The organism is Cupriavidus sp. IDO, from assembly GCF_000812465.1.
Lineage (GTDB): Bacteria > Pseudomonadota > Gammaproteobacteria > Burkholderiales > Burkholderiaceae > Cupriavidus.
Genome location: NZ_JWMA01000201.1, coordinates 63,221 through 82,905 on the forward strand (window position 1 = coordinate 63,221; position 19,685 = coordinate 82,905).

22 protein-coding genes and 1 pseudogene are annotated in these 19,685 nt (G+C 65.3%); 15 read left to right on the top strand and 8 right to left on the bottom strand.

The genetic code is table 11. The features are described from left to right. The first annotated feature begins 61 nt into the window (after positions 1 to 61). The 11 genes from RM96_RS35750 to RM96_RS35805 all read left to right on the top strand — a co-directional run bounded on the left by RM96_RS35750 (position 62) and on the right by RM96_RS35805 (position 10,829). Positions 62 to 1,291, top strand: a complete 1,230-nt coding sequence (locus RM96_RS35750; RefSeq protein ID WP_039016488.1) for an NAD(P)/FAD-dependent oxidoreductase — start codon at positions 62 to 64, stop codon at positions 1,289 to 1,291. Continuing rightward, on the top strand, positions 1,279 to 1,878 hold the full coding sequence (locus RM96_RS35755) for a DUF3261 domain-containing protein (RefSeq protein WP_039016489.1): 600 nt from the start codon (positions 1,279 to 1,281) through the stop codon (positions 1,876 to 1,878). The genes RM96_RS35750 and RM96_RS35755 overlap by 13 nt, the downstream gene beginning before the upstream one ends. Continuing rightward, positions 1,875 to 3,062, top strand: coding sequence for a beta-ketoacyl-ACP synthase (locus RM96_RS35760; protein ID WP_039016490.1), 1,188 nt, complete (start codon positions 1,875 to 1,877; stop codon positions 3,060 to 3,062). Before RM96_RS35755 ends, RM96_RS35760 begins: the two co-directional genes overlap by 4 nt. A 2-nt stretch (positions 3,063 to 3,064) precedes the next feature. Continuing rightward, on the top strand, positions 3,065 to 3,529 hold the full coding sequence (locus tag RM96_RS35765) for an ApeP family dehydratase (protein ID WP_039016491.1): 465 nt from the start codon (positions 3,065 to 3,067) through the stop codon (positions 3,527 to 3,529). Beyond that, complete coding sequence (gene fabG / locus RM96_RS35770; RefSeq protein ID WP_039016492.1) at positions 3,526 to 4,257, top strand: 3-oxoacyl-ACP reductase FabG; 732 nt, start codon at positions 3,526 to 3,528, stop codon at positions 4,255 to 4,257. The genes RM96_RS35765 and fabG overlap by 4 nt, the downstream gene beginning before the upstream one ends. After that, complete coding sequence (locus tag RM96_RS35775) at positions 4,254 to 5,483, top strand: beta-ketoacyl-ACP synthase (protein ID WP_039016493.1); 1,230 nt, start codon at positions 4,254 to 4,256, stop codon at positions 5,481 to 5,483. The genes fabG and RM96_RS35775 overlap by 4 nt, the downstream gene beginning before the upstream one ends. 38 nt (positions 5,484 to 5,521) lie before the next feature. Beyond that, positions 5,522 to 5,971: a hypothetical protein gene (locus RM96_RS35780; RefSeq protein ID WP_039016494.1), complete on the top strand. Its 450-nt coding sequence runs from the start codon at positions 5,522 to 5,524 to the stop codon at positions 5,969 to 5,971. Between the two features lie 50 nt (positions 5,972 to 6,021). After that, a complete protein-coding gene (locus tag RM96_RS36525; RefSeq protein WP_193752581.1) occupies positions 6,022 to 6,669 on the top strand; it encodes a 4'-phosphopantetheinyl transferase family protein in 648 nt (215 codons plus the stop codon). A gap of 14 nt (positions 6,670 to 6,683) precedes the next feature. Then, positions 6,684 to 8,225 (top strand): HAL/PAL/TAL family ammonia-lyase, encoded by a 1,542-nt coding sequence (locus RM96_RS35790; protein WP_052279936.1) that lies wholly within the window; start codon positions 6,684 to 6,686, stop codon positions 8,223 to 8,225. Positions 8,226 to 8,259: 34 nt separating this feature from the next. Continuing rightward, entirely contained in the window at positions 8,260 to 9,492 is a 1,233-nt protein-coding gene (locus RM96_RS35795) for a cation:proton antiporter (RefSeq protein WP_039016495.1), read from the top strand. A gap of 416 nt (positions 9,493 to 9,908) precedes the next feature. Continuing rightward, positions 9,909 to 10,829: an ATP-dependent Clp protease proteolytic subunit gene (locus RM96_RS35805; protein ID WP_039016497.1), complete on the top strand. Its 921-nt coding sequence runs from the start codon at positions 9,909 to 9,911 to the stop codon at positions 10,827 to 10,829. A 165-nt stretch (positions 10,830 to 10,994) separates the two neighbouring features. On the opposite strand, the gene RM96_RS35810 is transcribed toward RM96_RS35805, so the two are convergent. The 3 genes from RM96_RS35810 to argG form a co-directional block, all read right to left on the bottom strand. Continuing rightward, positions 10,995 to 12,200, bottom strand: coding sequence for a hypothetical protein (locus tag RM96_RS35810; RefSeq protein ID WP_238587525.1), 1,206 nt, complete (start codon positions 12,198 to 12,200; stop codon positions 10,995 to 10,997). A 49-nt stretch (positions 12,201 to 12,249) separates the two neighbouring features. Next, positions 12,250 to 13,101 carry an N-acyl homoserine lactonase family protein gene (locus RM96_RS35815; protein ID WP_052279937.1) on the bottom strand — a complete coding sequence of 284 codons (852 nt, stop codon included), beginning with the start codon at positions 13,099 to 13,101 and terminating at the stop codon, positions 12,250 to 12,252. A 424-nt stretch (positions 13,102 to 13,525) separates the two neighbouring features. Next, on the bottom strand, positions 13,526 to 14,851 hold the full coding sequence (gene argG, locus RM96_RS35820) for an argininosuccinate synthase (RefSeq protein WP_039016499.1): 1,326 nt from the start codon (positions 14,849 to 14,851) through the stop codon (positions 13,526 to 13,528). 376 nt (positions 14,852 to 15,227) lie between these two features. Between argG and RM96_RS35825 the strand changes: the two genes are divergently transcribed. Next, a complete protein-coding gene (locus RM96_RS35825) occupies positions 15,228 to 16,004 on the top strand; it encodes an enoyl-CoA hydratase (RefSeq protein ID WP_039016500.1) in 777 nt (258 codons plus the stop codon). On the opposite strand, the pseudogene RM96_RS41040 reads toward RM96_RS35825, so the two are convergent. Next, a pseudogene (locus tag RM96_RS41040) lies at positions 16,003 to 16,107 on the bottom strand (LysR family transcriptional regulator); the annotation flags it as partial. The gene RM96_RS35825 and the pseudogene RM96_RS41040 sit on opposite strands and share 2 nt — an antisense overlap. 260 nt (positions 16,108 to 16,367) lie before the next feature. Between RM96_RS41040 and RM96_RS35830 the strand changes: the two are divergent. The 3 genes from RM96_RS35830 (at position 16,368) to RM96_RS35840 (ending at position 17,743) form a co-directional block, all read left to right on the top strand. Further along, the gene (locus RM96_RS35830; protein WP_039016501.1) at positions 16,368 to 16,808 is read left to right on the top strand and encodes a VOC family protein; all 441 of its coding nucleotides are present in this window, start codon (positions 16,368 to 16,370) and stop codon (positions 16,806 to 16,808) included. 72 nt (positions 16,809 to 16,880) lie between these two features. Further along, a complete protein-coding gene (locus tag RM96_RS35835; protein WP_039016502.1) occupies positions 16,881 to 17,084 on the top strand; it encodes a SlyX family protein in 204 nt (67 codons plus the stop codon). 98 nt (positions 17,085 to 17,182) lie between these two features. Continuing rightward, entirely contained in the window at positions 17,183 to 17,743 is a 561-nt protein-coding gene (locus tag RM96_RS35840) for a DUF1439 domain-containing protein (RefSeq protein ID WP_039016503.1), read from the top strand. A 61-nt stretch (positions 17,744 to 17,804) separates the two neighbouring features. On the opposite strand, the gene RM96_RS35845 is transcribed toward RM96_RS35840, so the two are convergent. The 4 genes from RM96_RS35845 to RM96_RS35860 form a co-directional block, all read right to left on the bottom strand. Beyond that, positions 17,805 to 18,620 (bottom strand): NAD-dependent protein deacetylase, encoded by an 816-nt coding sequence (locus RM96_RS35845; protein WP_039016504.1) that lies wholly within the window; start codon positions 18,618 to 18,620, stop codon positions 17,805 to 17,807. Next, a complete protein-coding gene (locus tag RM96_RS35850; protein WP_039016547.1) occupies positions 18,617 to 18,829 on the bottom strand; it encodes an oxidoreductase-like domain-containing protein in 213 nt (70 codons plus the stop codon). The genes RM96_RS35845 and RM96_RS35850 overlap by 4 nt, the downstream gene beginning before the upstream one ends. 81 nt (positions 18,830 to 18,910) lie before the next feature. Next, positions 18,911 to 19,237, bottom strand: a complete 327-nt coding sequence (locus RM96_RS35855) for a hypothetical protein (protein WP_039016505.1) — start codon at positions 19,235 to 19,237, stop codon at positions 18,911 to 18,913. 46 nt (positions 19,238 to 19,283) lie between these two features. Further along, entirely contained in the window at positions 19,284 to 19,520 is a 237-nt protein-coding gene (locus tag RM96_RS35860; RefSeq protein ID WP_039016506.1) for a hypothetical protein, read from the bottom strand. Positions 19,521 to 19,685: the final 165 nt, after the last annotated feature.

Sequence of the window (19,685 nt, forward strand, 5' to 3'; positions counted from 1 at the left end):
AGGACGGATCGTCCAGGGGCGTCCGGTTGGCAGTCAACACGTATTGGAAGGGTTGAGTCATATGAAAACGGAAACAGCGGATATCGTCATCATCGGTGCCGGGCCAGCTGGCTCGGTAGCCGCGGGCTTGCTGCGCAAGCAGGGCGTGCAGGTCCTCGTGATCGAGAAGGAAACCTTCCCCCGCTTCTCGATCGGCGAGAGCCTGCTGCCGCAGAGCATGGCCTATATCGAAGAAGCCGGCATGCTGCGCGCCGTGGTGGAAGCGGGCTTCCAGTACAAGAACGGCGCGGCCTTCGTGCGCGGCGGGCAAGAGACCGCTTTCGACTTCCGCGAGAAGTTCTCGCCCGGCTGGGGCACGACCTACCAGGTGCAGCGCGCGCGTTTTGACGATGTGCTGATCCGTGAAGCGGCCAAACAAGGCGCCGAGGTGCGTTTCTCGCACCTGGTGGAAGACGTCGACGTCAGCGGCGCGCAGCCGCTGGTGACGGTGCGCGCGCCGGACGGCAGCCAGTACCAGGTGCGCGCGAAATTCCTGCTCGACGCATCCGGCTTTGGCCGCATCCTGCCGCGGCTGCTGAAGCTGGAATCGCCTTCCGGCTTCCCCGTGCGCAGCGCGATCTTCACGCACGTGGAAGACCGTATCGCGCCCGGCACGTTCGACCGCAACAAGATCCTGATCAGCGTGCATCCCGAGCACCAGGACGTCTGGTACTGGACGATCCCGTTCTCCGACGGGCGCTGTTCGCAAGGCGTGGTGGCGGAGAAGCGCTTTCTCGACCAATACACCGGCAGCGACACCGAGCGCCTGCGCGCGCTGGTGGCCGAGGAACCCGGCCTGGCGAAGCTGCTCGGCAACACGCAGTGGGATACCCCCGCGCGCCAGATCGCCGGCTACTCGGCCAATGTGAAGTCCCTGTGGGGCAACGGCTATGCACTGCTGGGCAATGCCGGCGAGTTCCTCGATCCGGTGTTCTCGTCGGGTGTCACCATCGCCTTCAAGTCCGCCAGCCTGGCCGCGGCCTGCCTGGTGCGCCAGCTTGCCGGCGAGACGGTGGACTGGGAGCAGGAATACGCAAGGCCGCTCAAGGCCGGCGTGGATTGCTTCCGCGTCTTTGTCGAAGCCTGGTACGAAGGCCGCTTCCAGAAGCTGATCTTTCATCCCAACGCCACGCCCGAGATCCGCGGCATGATCTCGGCAATTCTGGCCGGCTACGCCTGGGATCAGAACAACCCATTCGTTGCAGAGCCGCGCCGCCGGCTGGGTATCCTGGAGCAGTTTTGCAACGTCTGACATGGCACGCCGCCGCGCTTGCCGTGACGTTCGCCGCCGCGCTGGCAGCGGGCTGCGCTGCGCCTTCCGCGCCGGCGGACGAGACGGCAAGGCCTGCCTTGCACACTGTGCCGCTGCTGAGGCTGCCGCCTGCCTCCCTGCAGCGCGAGTTGCGGCTGCAACAGCAGATCACGGTCGAGTTCCGCACGCCGAAGGGCGAGGAACGCCGCGAACTTCTGGCGCTGCTCGAAGCCGATGCCGGCCACACCCGGCTGGCCGCGGTGGCCGGCGGGCAGGTGCTGGCGCGGCTGGACTGGGACGGTGAGCGCCTGCAGGCATCGCGCTCGCCATGGGCGCCGGCGGATCTTGCGCCGGAGCGGATCCTGAGCGATCTGCAGCTTTCGCTGTGGCCGGTTGCCGCCATCCGCGCCGCGCTGCCGTCCGGCTGGCGCCTCGAAGACGCGCCCGGCCTGCGCCGCCTGCGCGCCGGTGACGAGACCGTGGCGGAGATCCGCTTCCCGGACGCCGCCACGATCCTGTTCGTGCAATACCGCGACGGCTACCGGCTGACGATCCGCACACTGCCTGCGGACGGAGGCGCGGCATGAGCGTGTTCCTCAACGCACTGGGCATCACCTGCGCGCTGGGCAGCGGGCAGCAAGCCGTGCGCGACGCGCTCTGGCAAGCCGGCGGGCCGGGCGCAGGCGAACGCACCGAGCGCTATACGCCGGGCCGTCCGCTGCATCTCGGCACTGTGGCCGACCTGGCCGACGGCGCCTGCGAACCGTCGGTGGTACCGGCGCAGCGCAGCCGCAACAACGCCATGCTTTATCGCACGCTGGACCAGATCCGGCCCGCGGTGGAAGGCGCGATCTCGCGCGTGGGGCCCGCGCGCGTGGCCATCGTGCTCGGCACCAGCACGTCCGGCATTCGTGAAGGCGAGCTTGCCGTGCGGGCACTCGAGCAATCTGGCGCATTGCCGCGGGCCTACCACTACGGCCAGCAGGAACTCGGCTCGCCGGCAATCTTCCTGGCGCGCATGCTGGGCACGACGGGCCCTGCCTATACCGTCTCGACGGCATGTTCGTCGAGCGCCAAGGCGATGGCCGCCGGCGCGCGCCTGCTGCGGCACGGCATGGCCGACGTGGTGCTTACAGGCGGCGTCGATACGCTCTGCGCCTTCACCATTGCCGGCTTTTCTTCGCTCGAATCGGTCAGCGCGGCGCGCTGCAATCCGCTCTCGGCGAACCGCAATGGCATCAACCTGGGCGAAGGCGCGGCCCTGTTCCTGATGTCGCGCGAGGCGGGCCCGGTGCGGCTGGCGGGCTGGGGCGAGACCTCGGACGCGTACCACATCTCCGCACCGGACCCGAAGGGCACCGGCGCGCGCACGGCCATGCGGCAGGCCCTGGCACGCGCGGGCATTGGCGCCAGCGATATCGACTATCTCAACCTGCACGGCACCGCGACACCGGCCAACGACGTGATGGAGGCGCATGCGGTGGCGGACGTGCTGGGGCGCGAAGTGCCCGTGAGTTCCACCAAGCCGCTGACCGGGCATACGCTGGGCGCCGCAGGCGCGATCGAAGCCGCCTTGATGTGGCTCACCCTGACCGAGAATCCGCGCGGCCGGCTGCCGGCCCACTGGTGGGACGGCGTGGCCGATCCCGCGCTGCCGCCGCTGCATGTGGCCGCGTCCGATGCCTCGCTCGGGCGCGCGCCGCGCTACGTGATGAGCAACTCGTTTGCGTTCGGCGGCAGCAACAGCGTGCTGGTGCTCGGGGAGGGGTAGCCATGGCGGATCTGAAACCATTGCCGCCCATCGGCGACGTCGTTCCCCACGCGGGCGCCATGCGCCTGCTGGATGCACTGCTGCATGCGGATGACGACAGCTGCACGGCAAGCGCAACGGTGCGCGCCTCGCAACTGTTCGTCGACGCAGCCGGCATGCCCGGCTGGGTGGGCATCGAATACATGGCCCAGACCATTGCCGCATGGGCCGGCGTGAAGGACTGGCGCGCGGGGCGGCGTCCCGGCATCGGCTTCCTGCTGGGCTCGCGGCGTTATGAGTGCGACGTGCCGGCTTTTCCGGTCGCCAGCGAACTGACGATCAGCGTGCGGGCCGAGCTGACCGGCGACAACGGCCTCGGCCAGTTTGCCTGCCGGCTCGCGCTCGATGGCCGCGAGGTGGCGCGCGCCAACGTCTCGGTATTCCAGCCTGCCGATGCGCAGGCGTTTCTGCAAGGACAACAGGTATGACGAACCCGACCGTGCTCGTCACGGGATCTTCGCGTGGCATCGGCCGCGCCATCGCCCTGCGGCTGGCGCGCGATGGCTATGACGTGGTGGTGCATTGCCGTGCCCGCCGCGACGAAGCCGAATCCGTGGCCGACGCCGCGCGCGCCTGCGGCCGCAAGGCCCGCGTGCTGAGCTTCGACGTGAGCCGGCGCGAGGAAGCCGCCAGCGTGCTGCTGGCCGACATCGCCACGCACGGCTGCTACTACGGCGTGGTCTGCAACGCAGGACTGGCGCGCGATGCCGCCTTTCCTGCCATGACCGGCGACGAATGGGACGAGGTGGTGCATACCAACCTCGATGCCTTCTACAACATACTCAACCCGGTCGTGATGCCGATGGTGCAGCGCCGCCAGCCCGGCAGGATCGTGACGCTGTCGTCCGTCTCGGGACTGGTGGGCAACCGCGGCCAGACCAATTACAGCGCGGCCAAGGCCGGCATCATCGGCGCCACCAAGGCGCTGGCGATCGAGCTGGCCAAGCGCGCCATCACCGTGAACTGCGTGGCGCCGGGCCTGATCGACACCGAGATGGTGGACGAGCATGTCCGTGACGAAGCCTTGCGCATGATCCCGGCGCGGCGCATGGGCACGCCCGACGAGGTTGCCGCCACGGTGGCGTTCCTGCTCTCGCCCGATGCCGGCTATATCACGCGGCAGGTGATCTCGGTCAACGGAGGGATGTTCGGATGAAGCGCGTTGTCGTCACCGGAACCGGCGCGGTCTGCGCGCTGGGCAATGACTGGGCTTCCGTGCGCAATACGCTGTCGGCCGGAAAAAGCGCCATCGTGCACATGCCGGAATGGGCGGACATCAAGGGCCTGAACACGCAGCTGGGCGCGCCCGTGCCACCGCTGGCGCTGCCCGCGCACTACACGCGCAAGCTGACCCGTTCGATGGGCAAGGTGGCGCTGATGTCGGTGCTGGCCAGCGAGGCGGCGCTGCGGGACGCAGAGCTGCTGGGCGACCCGCTGGTTACCGGCGGCAAGCTGGGCATCGCCTATGGCTCGTCCACCGGCACGCCGTCCGCGGTGGCGGATTTCGGCCGCATGATGAGCGAGCGCACCACCGAAGACATCAGCGCGACCACGTATATCCGCATGATGCCGCACACCACGGCGGTCAATATCGGCGTGTTCTTCGGCATCACCGGCCGCATCGTGACCACGTCGAGCGCGTGCACGTCCGGCAGCCAGGGCATCGGCTATGCCTACGAGGCGATTCGCGCCGGACGGCAGGTGGCGATGCTGGCGGGCGGCGCGGAAGAGCTCGACGCCACCGAGGCGGCGGTATTCGACACGCTGTTCGCCACCAGCACGTGCAACGGCAGCCCCGACGCCACGCCGCGCCCGTTCGACAGCGAACGCGATGGCCTGGTGCTGGGCGAAGGCGCCGGCACGCTGGTGCTGGAGGAACTGGAGCATGCACAGGCGCGCGGCGCCCGCATCCTGGCGGAGATCGTCGGTTTTGGCACCAACAGCGACGGCGCGCACGTAACGCAGCCCAAGGCCGAAACCATGGCGCTGGCCATGCGGATGGCGCTGGACGACGCGGGTATCGCGCCGGACCGCATCGGCTACGTCAATGCACATGGCACGGCTACGGACCACGGCGACGTCGCCGAGTCGCACGCGACCCATGCGGTGTTCGGGCCCGGCATGCCGATCAGCTCGCTCAAGAGCTATATGGGCCATACCCTCGGGGCATGCGGTGCGCTGGAAGCCTGGATGACCATCGAAATGATGCGCGACGGCTGGTTCGCGCCCACGCTCAACCTGCGCACGCCCGACCCGCGCTGCGCGGGACTGGACTACATCATGGAAACGCCGCGGGAGTTTGACGCGGACTACGTGATGAGCAACAACTTCGCCTTTGGCGGCATCAACACTTCGTTGGTGTTCCGCCGCTGGGAAGACTGAAGTTCTTTTTAGATTCCAACTAACAACAAGGAAAGTCTATGAAGCACGCTCTCTCTATCGTTGCCATGACCCTCTGCGCCAGCGCCATGCTGTCGACCCCGGCAATGGCACGCGACACCAAGTACATGCTGCCGCTCAAGGATGTGCTGGAGATGCCGGAAGCAAAGGAAAAGCTGGACGACTCCTTCCGCTTCTACCTGAGCGGCCAGAAGACGCCGAAGGTGCTGCAGCGCATGGAGAGCGATATCTCCAACCGCAAGACCAACGGCGTTGGCAAGAGCGATGAGGACGGCTGCCGCTGGGCCGCGCTGTCGGCGCTGATCTCCCTGCAGGACAAGGCCAAGTCGCTGGGCGCGAACGCCGTGGTGGACATCGTCAGCTACTACAAGAAGAACGAGGTCGCGAGCCCGACCGACTATGAGTGCCATGCCGGCGCCGTGGTGGTAGGCGTTGCCCTCAAGGGCACTTACGCCAAGGTCGCCAACTGATCGGCTGACCGGCAACCGCTGCAATGAACGCCTGCCTGCGCGTCGGATCCGTGACTGAGCTGTCCGGGCAGGCCCTGCCCGTCCGGACATGGATGTCGGAAGCGGAGCTGGCGCGTCTGGCGGCAATGCAGTCGGCGCAGCGGGCCGCGCAGTTCGTTGCGGGCCGCTGGCTGGCACGCGTCCTGCTGGCCGATGCCTTCGGCGGCGCGCGGCAGGACTGGACGCTGTCGGACGGCGCCGATGCGCCGCCCGAAGTTTGCGGCCCGGCCCCCGCCTTCCTGTCGCTCTCGCACACGGGTGACCGCATCGCCTGCGCGGTGTCGGACCAGCCCATCGGCATCGACCTCGAGCGCTGCCGTCCGCGCAAGGGACTCGATGACCTGATGCGGGCGATCACCACCGAAGCCGAACGTGCCAGGCTGGCCACGGCAAACCCGCTGCAGGCCTTTGCCGAAGTCTGGACGCTCAAGGAAGCCTGGCTCAAACGCCGCGGTGGCGGCCTGTTTGCCACCATGCTCGGCCACGCCGTGGCGGTGCATCCCGCGGCACGGCCCGATGAGGCCGATGCCTGCACCTGGTCCACCGACGATCTCGTGCTCGCCTTGTGTGCCGACGAGCTCGCCGCCGTGACGGCCCGTGGCATGCAGGCTCCCTGTTACTGGCGCATGGTGCCGGCCGGCACCGCGCCGCTGGAATGACGAATTCTGAATCGATGTCTGACAATCTTGCAACCGATGCCGGCAGGTCCGTGGTCTTCGACGGTACCCCCCTTACGATCGGCGACGTGACGGATCTGGCGCAGCGCCGCGCAACACCCGTGCTTTCCAGCGCGCCGGCATTCCGCACGCGGATCGAGAAGGGCATGGCGTTTCTCGACCAGTTGCTGAAGGAAGACGGCCGCATCTACGGCGTGACCACCGGCTACGGCGATTCCTGCGAGACGGCGATCCCGGTCGACCGCGCCCACGAGCTGCCGGTTCGCCTCTACACCTTCCACGGCTGCGGCCTCGGTCGCCTGCTCGACGCCGACGAAACCCGCGCCGTGCTGGCCACCAGGCTGGCCTCGCTGTGCCAGGGCTATTCGGCCGTGAGTCCGGCCTTGCTGGAGCAGCTGATCGCCTTCCTGGCCCACGACGTGCTGCCGTGCATTCCTGCTGAAGGCTCGGTGGGCGCCAGCGGCGATCTCACGCCGCTGTCGTATGTGGCCGCCGCCCTGTGCGGCGAGCGCGATGTGGTCTACCAGGGCCGGCGCCAGCCTGCCGGCGAGGCGCTGGCCGCGATCGGACGCGAGCGCCTGCGCCTGCGGCCCAAGGAAGCGCTTGCCATCATGAACGGCACCGCGGTCATGACCGCGCTGGCCTGCCTGGCCTGGCAGCGCGCCGCCAGCCTGGCAAGGCTGGCGGGCACGCTGACGGCCGGCGCAGTCGCCGCGCTCGACGGCAATCCCTATCATTTCGACGCCACGCTGTTCGAAGCCAAGCCGCATCCGGGCCAGAAGCGCGCCGCGCAACGGATCCGCCAGTTGCTCGGCGACGCACAGGCGCCGCGCCACGCCAAGCGGCTGCAGGACCGCTATTCCCTGCGCTGCGCGCCGCATGTGATCGGCGTGCTGGAGGATGCGCTGGACTGGTCGAAGACCTGGATCGAGACCGAGCTCAACAGCGCCAACGACAACCCGCTGGTGGACCCGGACGAAGAACGCCTGCTGCACGGCGGCCATTTCTATGGCGGCCACATTGCGCTGGCCATGGATGCCCTGAAGACCGCAGTGGCCAGCGTGGCGGACCTGATGGACCGGCAGCTGGCGACGCTGGTCGACAACCGGTACAACAATGGCCTGCCGGCCAACCTGTCGGGCGCCACCGGTCCGGATGCCGGGCTGAACCACGGGCTCAAGGCCTTGCAGATCGGTGCATCGGCATGGACCGCGGAAGCGCTCAAGCTGACCATGCCGGCCACCGCGTTTTCGCGCTCGACCGAGTGCCACAACCAGGACAAGGTCAGCATGGGCACCATCGCCAGCCGCGATTGCCTGCGCGTGCTGGAACTGAGCGAGCAGGTGGCGGCCGCCATGCTGGTCGCGGTACGGCAGGGCATCGCGCTGCGCCGGCGCTCCGGCTATGCCTTGCCCGCGCCATTGCAGCCATTCGTCGACAAGCTGGACGCGGCGATCCCGCTGATCGGGCGCGATCGCGCGCTGGAAGCCGAGCTGCGCAAGCTGCTGCAGGAAATCCGGGAGTCGAAGTGGTCATGACGAAGCGCCCGGCGCGCGCAAAGGAGTGGGCCCGATGAACGCGGTCAGCATCTTCTTTCTGCAGGCCATGCTGGTGGTGGCGCTGCCCTATCTGCTGTGGCGCGTGGTCGGGCTGCAGGCGGTGTTTCCGCTGGTGGCCGTGCAGGTGCTGGCGGGCATTGCGCTGGGGCCGTCCGTATTCGGGCAACTGGCGCCGCAGACCTGGACCGTGGTGTTCGGACCGGACCATCTGCCAATGCTGTCCGGCCTGCAATGGCTGGCCGTGGCCATCTTCTGCTTCCTGACCGGCCTGCACCTGCGCGAGCAGGAGGCGCCCGCGGAATGGCGCGCGACGCTCGGCATTTCGCTGGGCAGCATCGCGGTGCCGTTCGTGGCCGGGGCCGCCGTGGGCTGGTGGATGATCGAAGCGCAGTGGCCGGTGGCGGGCGAGCGTGCCAGTGCCTACTGGTTCGCCTGCGCGATGGGGGTCTGCACCGCGGTGACGGCCCTGCCCGTGCTTGGCGCGGTGCTGCGCGAGATGCGGCTGACGGAATCGCGCCTTGGCCAGATGGCACTGCGCTGCGCCGCCGTCAACGATGCCTGGGTCTGGCTGTTCCTGACGCTGATCCTGATGCAGCAAGGCATCGGTGAAGGGGCCGGAACCGCCGCTATTGCCGGCAAGGCAGTGGCCTACCTCGCCTTTATCTTCCTTGGCGTGAAGCCGGCACTGGCGTGGCTGCTACGGCGGCATCGTCCGGATGCCGAATCGCAGCTCGCCATCGCGTTGTTCCTGGTGCTGGCCTCGGCCTTCCTCGGCGAGCTCGCCGGCCTGCACCATGTGATGGGCGGCTTTATCGCCGGGCTGGTGTGGCCGGCCCGCCATGCCCATCGCATCCGGCAACAGCTGGAGCCGGTAACGGTAGTGGTACTGCTGCCCTTCTTCTTTCTGGCCGCCGGACTTCGCACCGAGGTCATGCTGGAGAGCCACGCGACGCTGCTCGTCGCCGGCGTATCGCTGGCCGTCGCCATCGCCGGCAAGCTCGCGGGCGTTGCCCTCCCGGCGCGCCGCGCGGGCCTGACATGGCGCGATTCGCTGGCGCTTGGCGCGCTGCTGCAGACCAAGGGGCTGGTCGAGGTCGTCGTGCTCACCGTCCTGCTGGACGCCCGCATCATCAGCCCGACTGCGTTCTCCGGACTGCTGCTGATGGCACTGGCGAGCACCATGCTCGCCCGGCCGCTGACGATGCTGATTGCGCGGGCCGGGAAAGAAGCAACGCGGCAGGGCTGACCGTCGGTCATGCCGGGCCAAAGCGTGTTTGCCAGCGTGTGCACCAGCGGAAGCTCGTCGGCACGCAGCACGATCAGCGATGGCAATTCCGCTGGGATAGCGCCCACGACAAGCGCGGGCATCCACAGGTGAAGGGAGAACAGTTGCGTGGGTGGGGCGTCCGCGCTGCCCGTGCCATCCGTGCCACATGTCCGTTCGATCGGATGGTCGCCATGGCGGCCGATCATGTGGGCCTTCAGCAGGTCGGCGAAGGGTCAATCCGCGATAATCTGTACGGCTGCTTCCGAGGTCGAGCGTGGGCTGCGTGCACTCGGCAAGGTCTCATTGCCGAACCGCTCGCGGGCACATGGATATGGCCTGTCCTTCCCATTGAAATGGACAAGGCGTTCGGCTTCTGACATTCCGAGGAGAAGTGTATGCGCAGCAGTCAGCACCCAGCAGCCAAGGACGCGGTGGCGCAAGGCTTGATCCACCGGTTGCTCTCCTGGCTCTGTTTCACTGTGCTTATGTTTCCCGGTGTAGCGCCAGGGATGGACTTCAAGATTTATTACCAACCCCAACTTAAGCTGAAAATGCTTATCGGGGAGGGGAGGATTCAGGACGGCGATGCAGAGAAGTTTCTGGCGCTCGCCAAAATGGCTGACCGTGATGACGAAGGACTCGTTACCCTTGTTTTGAATAGTCCGGGAGGAAATGTTGAGGCTGCTTTCCGAGTCGTCGATGCAATGGATAAAGTACGCGTCTATACAACAGTTCCAGATAATGCCAGGTGCGCGTCCGCTTGCGCTTCCATTCTGTTCGCTTCAGGGGAACGCCGAAGTGTTCTGGGTACTGGGATGCTCGGCTTTCACAGCTGCTATCGGCGCGAGGGGCGAACCTACGCCGATGACTCGCTTTGCAACGAAATAATTGCGGCAAACGCAATGCAACGGGGGATCACTCACGCAGGCATCAATCGTTTTGTCAAGCAATATGGTGCGCGAGACATGGCATGGGTCGGGCGCGACGTCGCTTGTAAGTCGCTGCAAGGTCTCTGTAAGCCAGGGCTGCTGGAAGTTCAATACGAGACGAAGACTGCGTTGATGCAAAGTCTCGATTGCAGCAAGCTCATATCAGTTCAAGCGCAGCTTATTTGTGGGGATGCAGAACTTTCCCGTGTCGATAAAACATTAACAGAAATCTATTACAAAAAGCTAAAAGCATCGGCTGACAAGACGCGGTTACGCGCGGATCAACGAGCATGGCTTCGCAATTCTCGCAACGTGTGTGGCGATAAAGCTTGTCTACTACGAAGCTATCATCTCCGCATCGATGAATTAGAGCGGATGCGGTCGTAATGACGCGTCGATTGACGTTGGCGATGCTCAACCGCCAGAGCGTGAGCGTCACCCGGCGCCGCAGCAAAACCGCGTTCCAGAGAGGCGCGCGACATAAGGTGATTCCACCTGCCCGAGCCCGTCAGTTCCGGGCGGCCAATGAGTTGCAAACAAAAAAAATGCGAACTAGGCAGCGAGCTCAACTGCTCTGATTTCAAGCAGATCGATTAGTATGCGCTCAACACGACTTCCACCGACACCAACGCGTTGATCTGCAGATATCGGCTCCAATGTATCGGCTGCCTCGCCGTACTGCCCTCTAGCAAACTGACTGACAGCATCAACCAGCCTGAGCGAGAGCCGCGTCTGGTCGCTGGGTTCCTTGGCCGTGATAGCCGCCTTGCTTTGCTCAAGCGCGGCAATATCGCCCGCCGATGCCTGAATTCCAGCAAGATGCAGCGCTATAAACGGATGCGACAGCATAGCGTTGAAGCGCTCGGACAGGGCGGAAACCGCGGCTGAAATCGGACGCGTAGTTCCTGTGCGCAGGTATTCACGCAACAAAAAGCCGCCGCAATCGGCCAGCGTCAACACCGGACCACAGCGAGTGGTCTCTGGTGCACAGTAACGCTCATAGCGCTGCCATGCCTGCCCGGTTAGCCCCAGCTGCCACTCTGCCAGTGCCAGGTGCCACTGCACATGACCATACATAGCGCCGCCCTCCGCCGACGAGCGGTGCTCATTTAGCCAGTTCCCCAGCAATTCCAATGACTCTCCAGGTTCACCCTGGTCGTGTAGCACATGCGCATAGCTATGGATAACGTAGAGAGCCTGTGGGCGCTGCTGCAGTGCTCGCTCGACAAGTGCACGGCCACGGTTCTGATCACCGGCCTCGCTGGCTGCGAACCCCATGCGTGCGAGCCAGGCCCAATCATCGCGCAAACTGGGATCGACCGATTCCATGATATTGAGAACGCGCTCGAGCTTGCGCGCACCGCCATAGAAGATCAGATAACCACAAAGTTGCGAGATGACTAGCAGGTCACTGGGATTGGCAGCGATGTAGGCCTCAGTCGCTGCAAGGTTGGTGTAAGGGTCTTCCAGCAGGCCAAAGAGCGCGGAGATATGCGCACGCTCCCAGGGCAGCGCAGTTCGCGCTGCCCGTAGCGCACGCTCCTTGAAGAGATCGGCGTCCGCAGCTCCCGAGTCTTTAGCAAGCATATGGCGCGCAGCCAGGGCCAGGGCGAGATTGCCGTCCAGCGCCAAAGCCTGATCGAGGGCTTCCGCGGCGCCCGCCTCGGAACCGAGGATGCGATCAACAGCGAGCTGATACCGCTCTACAGCTTCTGGACGATCAGTAGTAAGAGGTCTACCGGTACGCGCATCAATCATATTGGCTCCTGGCCCTCTCGAATGGGGTGCCGTGGCATATCGACAAGGCTTACTCGTAATACTCCGGCGCCATCTTCAGAGTGTCGCGCTGCGCTTTGTCGTGATTGATCCAGAGCTGCGCTTTTTCGCGCACCAGCAAGTCGGCGATGCGCTGCATCGAGGCCAGCGTCTGGTCCCTGTCGAAATTGATGGAAGGTACTCGGCGATTGTCCCAGTTGCTCTTGAAGTGGACGGCATCGCCCGACAGCACGATCGCGCCGGTCTTCGGCAGCTTGACTAGCATCGACTGATGGCCCGGCGTGTGGCCGGGCGTCGAGAATATCGTGACGCTACCGTCACCGAATACGTCCTTGTCGCCTTCGATCTTCGTGACCGGATGCCCCGGCCTGAAGCGCGGTGCATTGTTGGTGCCGGGCCATTCGTATTCAGCTTTCTGCACCAGCAGCATCGCTTGCGGAAACATCTCGACATTGCCGATGTGGTCCGGGTGGCTGTGAGAGATCGCGACATATTTGATGTCCGATGGCTTGACACCGAGTTGCTCCAACTGGCTCGCGAGCGTTTTCGGCCGACGCCAGTGGATAGCCCTTGGATCAGCCGGGGCCTCCCCGTCGGGCAGGGCGGCGATGGCGTCGTCCAGGCCCGTGTCCCACAGAATCCAGCCCTGGGCGTGCTTGATCAAGTAGCAATTCTCCGCGAAGGGCATGGATTTGCCGATATTGACACCGGGCGACCAGCGCGAGATGTCACCGGCAACGCCCTCGCCGCAATCGAGGATGTAGAGCCGCTCGACTCCGCTTGTCTGCTGTGCGGGCAAGCCACTGCAGCCGGCGATGAGGATGACAAGCGAAGCGAGCGCGAGTCTGGCGGCGATGAACGGGCATTTCAGCATGGCAGACATCCTCCTGACGTGCGCACGCGAACCGGCGCAGGCGCCCCTATCGTACGTAGGCCGTATGGATACGCAGCGACATCGCGCACCACGGTTGTGGTCCAGAACCGCTTGCCGCAGGCACGCCGCCCGATCACCGAGCCACGCCGCTCTCACGAGGTCGGGAGGACAGCGCTGTTCCCGGCGTTGCCCCTGGCAATCTGCGCGGCAGGCAGTCCAGCTATGCCCTGAAGCGTATACCCATACAAAAACGCCGGCAGGCGCTTTTTGCTTCCTTTTTGGCGCAGTCAAAAAAGGAAGTCGCCGGCTACGCCGGCGAAACAGCCACAGGTCCAAGAACCCAACCCCGCGATCAGGCGAAGAACCCAAAAAAAAGCCGGCGCATGCGCCGGCCTTTTTTGCCTGCGGCCTGCACTGCAGGCCGTGGCACGCCTTAGTCTTCCAGCTTCGGCAGCGAGCTGCTCACATTGGCCGACAGCAGGCCCGACTTCGCATACGTCACCAGCTTTTCACGCGTGTCGACGATATCGAGCGTGCGCATCGTCAGCTGGCCGATCCGGTCCAGCGGCGTGAACATCGACTCGCCCTTTTCCATCGTCAGCCGTTCCGGCTTGTAGGTCAGGTTCGGCGAAGTGGTGTTCACGATCGAATAGTCGTTGCCGCGGCGCAGTTCGATGGTGACTTCGCCGGTGATGGCGCCGGCCACCCAGCGCTGGGCGGTTTCGCGCAGCATGATGGCTTGCGGGTCGAACCAGCGGCCCTGGTACAGCAGGCGGCCCAGGCGGCGGCCGTTGTCGCGGTACTGCTCGATGGTGTCTTCGTTGTGGATGCCGGTGATCAGGCGCTCGTAGGCGATGAACAGCAGTGCCAGGCCCGGGGCTTCGTAGATGCCGCGGCTCTTGGCTTCGATGATGCGGTTCTCGATCTGGTCGCTCATGCCCAGGCCATGGCGGCCGCCGATGCGGTTGGCTTCCATGAACAGGTCGACGCTGCTGGCAAAGGTCTTGCCGTTGAGCGCCACCGGCTGGCCTTCCTCGAAGCGCACGGTGACTTCTTCGCGCTTGACTTCCACGTCATCGCGCCAGAACTGCACGCCCATGATCGGCTGGACGATGCGGATGCCCGAATCCAGGTGTTCCAGGTCCTTCGCCTCGTGGGTCGCGCCCAGCATGTTGGAGTCGGTCGAGTACGCCTTTTCGGCCGACATCTTGTAGTCGAAGCCGTTCTGGCGCATGAACTCGGACATCTCGGCACGGCCGCCCAGTTCGTCGATGAACTGCTGGTCCAGCCACGGCTTGTAGATCTGCAGGTTCGGGTTGGTCAGCAGGCCGTAGCGGTAGAAACGCTCGATATCATTGCCCTTGAACGTGCTGCCATCGCCCCAGATGTTGACGCCATCTTCCTTCATCGCGGCAACCAGCATGGTGCCGGTGACGGCGCGGCCGATCGGGGTGGTGTTGAAGTAGGTGACGCCGGCGGTGGAGATGTGGAAGGCGCCGCACTGCAGGGCGGCGATGCCTTCAGCCACGAGTTGCGTGCGGCAGTCGACCAGACGTGCTTCCTCGGCGCCATAGGCCTTGGCACGGCGCGGGATGTCGTCGTAGTCCGGCTCGTCCGGCTGGCCCAGGTTGGCGGTGTAGGCGTAGGGGATGGCGCCCTTCTGGCGCATCCAGAGGAGAGCCGCGCTGGTGTCAAGGCCGCCGGAGAAGGCGATTCCGACGCGCTGGCCGGAAGGAATGTGCTGCAGAATGGTAGTCATCGCCAGAAATCTATGTGAATTTGTCGGCTCATGGTTGGGCTTCTCCGGGACGCGCCCGCAGGCGCGCAGCGGGAGAAGCACGCGGACGCGGCCGGCCGAGTCACGTGCCGAGTCAGTGCCAAACGTGAATTGTGACACGGCAGCGGCCATGCGCCAAACCGGGCGGCGCGGCAGTGGGTTCGCGGCACGCCGCCTGACTGCTCCAATCCGGCGAACGCGCCCTCCAATACTCTCAACTGGTTCGCTGCATGGCCACTAAATATACTGCGTGGCATTGCTTGTCGAATGCGGCATGTCATGCTTCATCGCGCCCTGGGAAAGGTCGCCGGCAATATTCATTTTCCAGGCTTCATAACCCTGTACCCGCAAGGCAAATATGAACAAGCAAGACTATGAACGCCATGCCGGCGTGGACATCGATCCGCGCGGCATCGCCACGCTGACCATCCGCGACGCTGGCTCCCTGAACATCCTGAGCACGCCGGTCATCACGTCGCTGACGCAGACGATCGAAGCACTTGCAGCAAACCAAGCTGTGCGCGTGCTCATCGTGCGCGGTACCGGCGAGAAGGCCTTTATCGGCGGCGCAGACATCAAGGAAATGGCAGGGCTGGATCGCGTCAGCGCGGAAGCGTTCATCAGCGGCCTGCGCGGGCTGTGTGACGCGGTCCGGCACTTCCCGGCGCCGGTAATCGCCCGCATGGCGGGCTGGAGCCTGGGCGGCGGGCTGGAACTGGCGCTGGCGTGCGACTTCCGCATTGCCGCCGACAACGCGCAACTCGGCATGCCGGAGGTCAAGGTCGGCATTCCGTCGGTGATCCACGCAGTGCTGATGCCACGCCTGATCGGCAATGCCCGGGCAGCGTGGATGCTGCTGACCGGCGAAATCTGCGATGCCGCTGAAGCCCTGTCATGGGGTCTGGTCAGCCGCGTCGTGCCGCTGGACGGGCTGGATGCCGAAGTGGAGCGCGTCGCCGCCTTGCTGGCGGGGCTCGGCCCGGCGGCGGTACGCCAGCAGAAGCGATTGCTGCGCGAATGGGAGGATGCACCGCTGGATGTGGCGATCAACAACAGCGTGGCCGAGTTCGGTAGCGCATTCGAGACCGGCGAGCCGCAGCATCATATGGCGGCATTCCTCAACCGCAAGCGCTAGCCGCCACGGAGCCACCCTCGCGCGTGGCCAACGCGCCACCGGAAAGGCTCTGCGCACCGGCGATTGCCTGGAACAGGCGGAGCTCGGTCAGTTCATAACGCAACGCAATGCAACCCCGTCATGCCTGGAGTGTCCGATATGGGGGCCGGTACCGGCGGCCCACTCCAGCCCTCTGCTGCCTCCCGGCCCGGCGAAGGCTTCGCCAGTCACAATGCAACTAAAGTGGACGCCGTACATTTTCTTTGCTAAGGTATTGTGTACGCCGTACACAAGCAGTGCGCGCCGGGTGCGGCCGGCATGAATCCGTCCGGCGCCATGCCTATTCTCACGACCGCCCGACCGGCGGTTCCTACAGGAGATGTCATGCTAGTCCAGCCCTACCTGTTCTTCGAAGGCCGTTGCGAGGAAGCGCTCGAGTTCTACAAGAAGACCCTTGGCGCCAAGCCGGGCATGCTGTTGCGCTTCAAGGACAACCCCGAACCGCCCACGCCCGAGCAAGCCGCTCAGGGCTGCGGCCCGGGCGTGGGCATGGAAGAGAAAGTGATGCACACGGAGTTCCAGATCGGCGACAGCCTGGTGATGGCCTCCGACGGGCGTTGCAGCGGCAAGCCCAACTTCGCGGGCGTCGCGCTGTCGATCACGTACCCCGATATTGCCGCCGTCGACAAGGCATTCAATGGCCTGGCCGAAGGTGGCCAGGTGCAGATGCCGCTGGCCAAGACCTTCTTCGCCGACAAGTTCGGCATGGTCACCGACCGCTTCGGCGTGACGTGGATGTTGTTGAAGCCGGCCGAGAAGAAGTAGCCTTTGCTTGTGCCACCGTTCTCCGGCCAGCGCCGCGCGGCATTACAATGCGCGGCTTGCCGGAGAATACTGATGGATGATCGCCTGAACGAACTCGAAATCAAGCTTGCCTTCCAGGAAGACTTGCTTGAAGCGCTGAATGTGACCGTGGCGCGCCAGCAGCAGCAACTGGATCTGCTGCAGGAACAATTCCGGGCGCTTTACCAGCAGGTCCGCAGCAGTGCCTCCACCGCCGCGGAGGCCAATCCTCAGCACGAGATCCCACCGCATTACTGATCCGGCGAAGCCTGCCCCGATGTGACGGAACGTTGCCACCGCCCTGATAGTCTGACAGGGGGTTCCTCCACAAAGCGCCACCGCGCTCCATCCGCCATATGCGCCTTCGCCGACTCTTCCTGCTTTCTGCCGCCATCGCCGCTCTCGCCTGCGCGGCCACGGCCTATGCCGGCTACAACGTCTGGACGGGCGAATACACCTTCACCAAAAAAGAACTGCAGGACGCCGTCGACAAGCGTTTCCCCGCCACGCTGCGATACGCCGAAGTCATCAGCGTGCAGCTCACGCATCCGCGCCTGGTGCTCGATGACGCCAACAACCGCGTTACCACGCAGGTCGACGCGCAGCTGACCAACGCCCTGATGCCATCGCCGCCGGTCAACGGGACCCTCGCGCTGAACAGCGGCATCCGCTATGACCCCGCACAGCGGGCCGTGCTGCTGGACAACCCCACTGTGCAGCAGGTCGATGTTCAGGGCATGGCCCAGTATCGTGAACAGCTCAATGCCATCGGCGCGGTGGTGGCGCAGCAGTTGCTGAAGGACTATCCGCTCTACACGTTCAAGCCGGAAGAGTTGCGGGTTGGCGGCAAGGAGATCGAGCCGGGCGCCATCACCGTAGCGCCCGACGGCATCAGGGTGCAGATCAACACCCGATAGGCTGGCTTACCTGCCACCTATCCGCGAGAAACGCGCGATCGTAACGGTGCGGGCATGGTGGTCAATGAGCCAGCCTGGCGACGAGCTCGGCCAGCGCAGTTGCGCACGACTGTTCCACCTTCAGGTCGAGCATCGCATCCGCCCTTGTTGTCCCAAGGTTCAGAGCGGCCACCGGCTTGCCAAGCTGTCCGGCCCAGACGCAGAAGCGATAGCCCGAGTACACCATCAGCGAGGAGCCGATCACCAGCATGGCGTCGGCCTGTTCGAGCGCGCTGCGCGCCGCGTCGACGCGCTCGCGCGGCACCGATTCGCCGAAGAAGACAACGTCAGGCTTGAGCAGGCCACAGCAGATGTCGCACTCGGGCACGCGGAATTGCGCGAACAGCGGCGATTCGAAATGCGCATCGCCATCGGCGGCTGGCTCGGCAATAACGTCGCGCAGCGCGCCGTTCTGTTCGACCAGCCATTGCTGCACGCCGGCGCGATCGTGGCGCGCACCGCATGCCAGGCAGATGGCGCTGCCGATACTGCCGTGCAGCTCGATCACGCCGCTACTGCCGGCGCGCTGGTGCAGGCCGTCGACGTTCTGCGTCACCAGCGCGGTGAACCGGCCTTGCCGGCCGAGTTGTTCGACGGCGTGGTGTGCCGCGTTTGGCTGCGCGCCGGCTGCCACCGGCCAGCCGATCATGCTGCGCGCCCAGTAGCGCTGGCGCGCGGCGTGCGAGCCGAGAAATGCCTGCAGGGTGATGGGCTGCGAGCGCTGCCACTGGCCCTGGGCGTCGCGGTAGCCGGGGATGCCGGAATCGGTGCTGATGCCCGCCCCCGTCAGCACGAACAGCCGCGGGTGGCGCTGCACGAAATCATAGAGCGCGCTCAAGTCTGCGAATCCTCGGCGTGCGCAGCGGCTGCCGCTTCGCGCGCGGCCTGGCGGGCTTCCCACGCCTTCAGCTCATCGCGATAGCGGTCCATTTCCTGGTAGTAGTAATCGAACACGCACGGGTCGCAGCCTGACTGGCAGCACTCGTCGTCGCCGGGGCGCTCGGGCGGTACCGGGCGTGGATCGTCAGCAGGGGGATTGTGAGGCACGAAAAGCTCGCGGGAAGCGCATGACACGGTTACCCGACAGTATATTCCGGGCTGCCCGAACGAGCCGGAGGCGACTTCTGCCTAATGCCTGAGCAGCAGGTCTCCCACCGGGATCACCAGCACTTCGCTCCCCAGGCAGGCAATGTCGTCGCCGGCAAGCCAGCGCGAGACCACATCGGCCAGCCGGCCGCCGATCCGCGCCAGCTCGGTCGCATCCGCCAGGTAAACCGCGTCGATCACGTCCTGGTCGAACTGCAGCGCGGCACTGTGGCGGGTGCGTCCGCTCGAACCGCGCGGCTCGGCCTGCCAGCTCACCTGCACCTGGCTGCCGCCGGCGGCAGTGTATTCGGCCGACATCGGAAACAGCCGGCTCGTATGCTCTCTGGTCCACTCGACAAGGGCGGTCATGGCAGTTCCCCTCATCGTGCCGGGCACGCCGGGCACCATTGCCGGGTCAGCGGCTCAGCACGTGATAAAGCCAGTCGTGTGCGCGTCTGGGCACGCCCAGTCCGCTGGCATCGAAGCGCTTGCCGCGCACCCGCAGTTCGCCCTCGTGCAGGGCGTCCACCGCAGCCTGGGCATTGGGATACCTTCCCACCACGCCATTGCCCAGCATCAGCATCCAGTCCTTCGCGCGGGGAATCAGCGTCAGTTGTCCCGCGGTGGTGTGGCAAAAAAAGTAACCGTACATGCGGCCCCCAAGACCTTGCCTCCGCGTCCATGTTAGCCACTGGCGCAGCGAAAGGCATCCTGTTCTTCGCCGCCTGGCGATGTGAATGCTTCCGAGCGGCGTGATGAATTGTTTTGAAATCGGGCGACGACAATGCCACGCGCCATCGGCTTTATCGGAAGATAG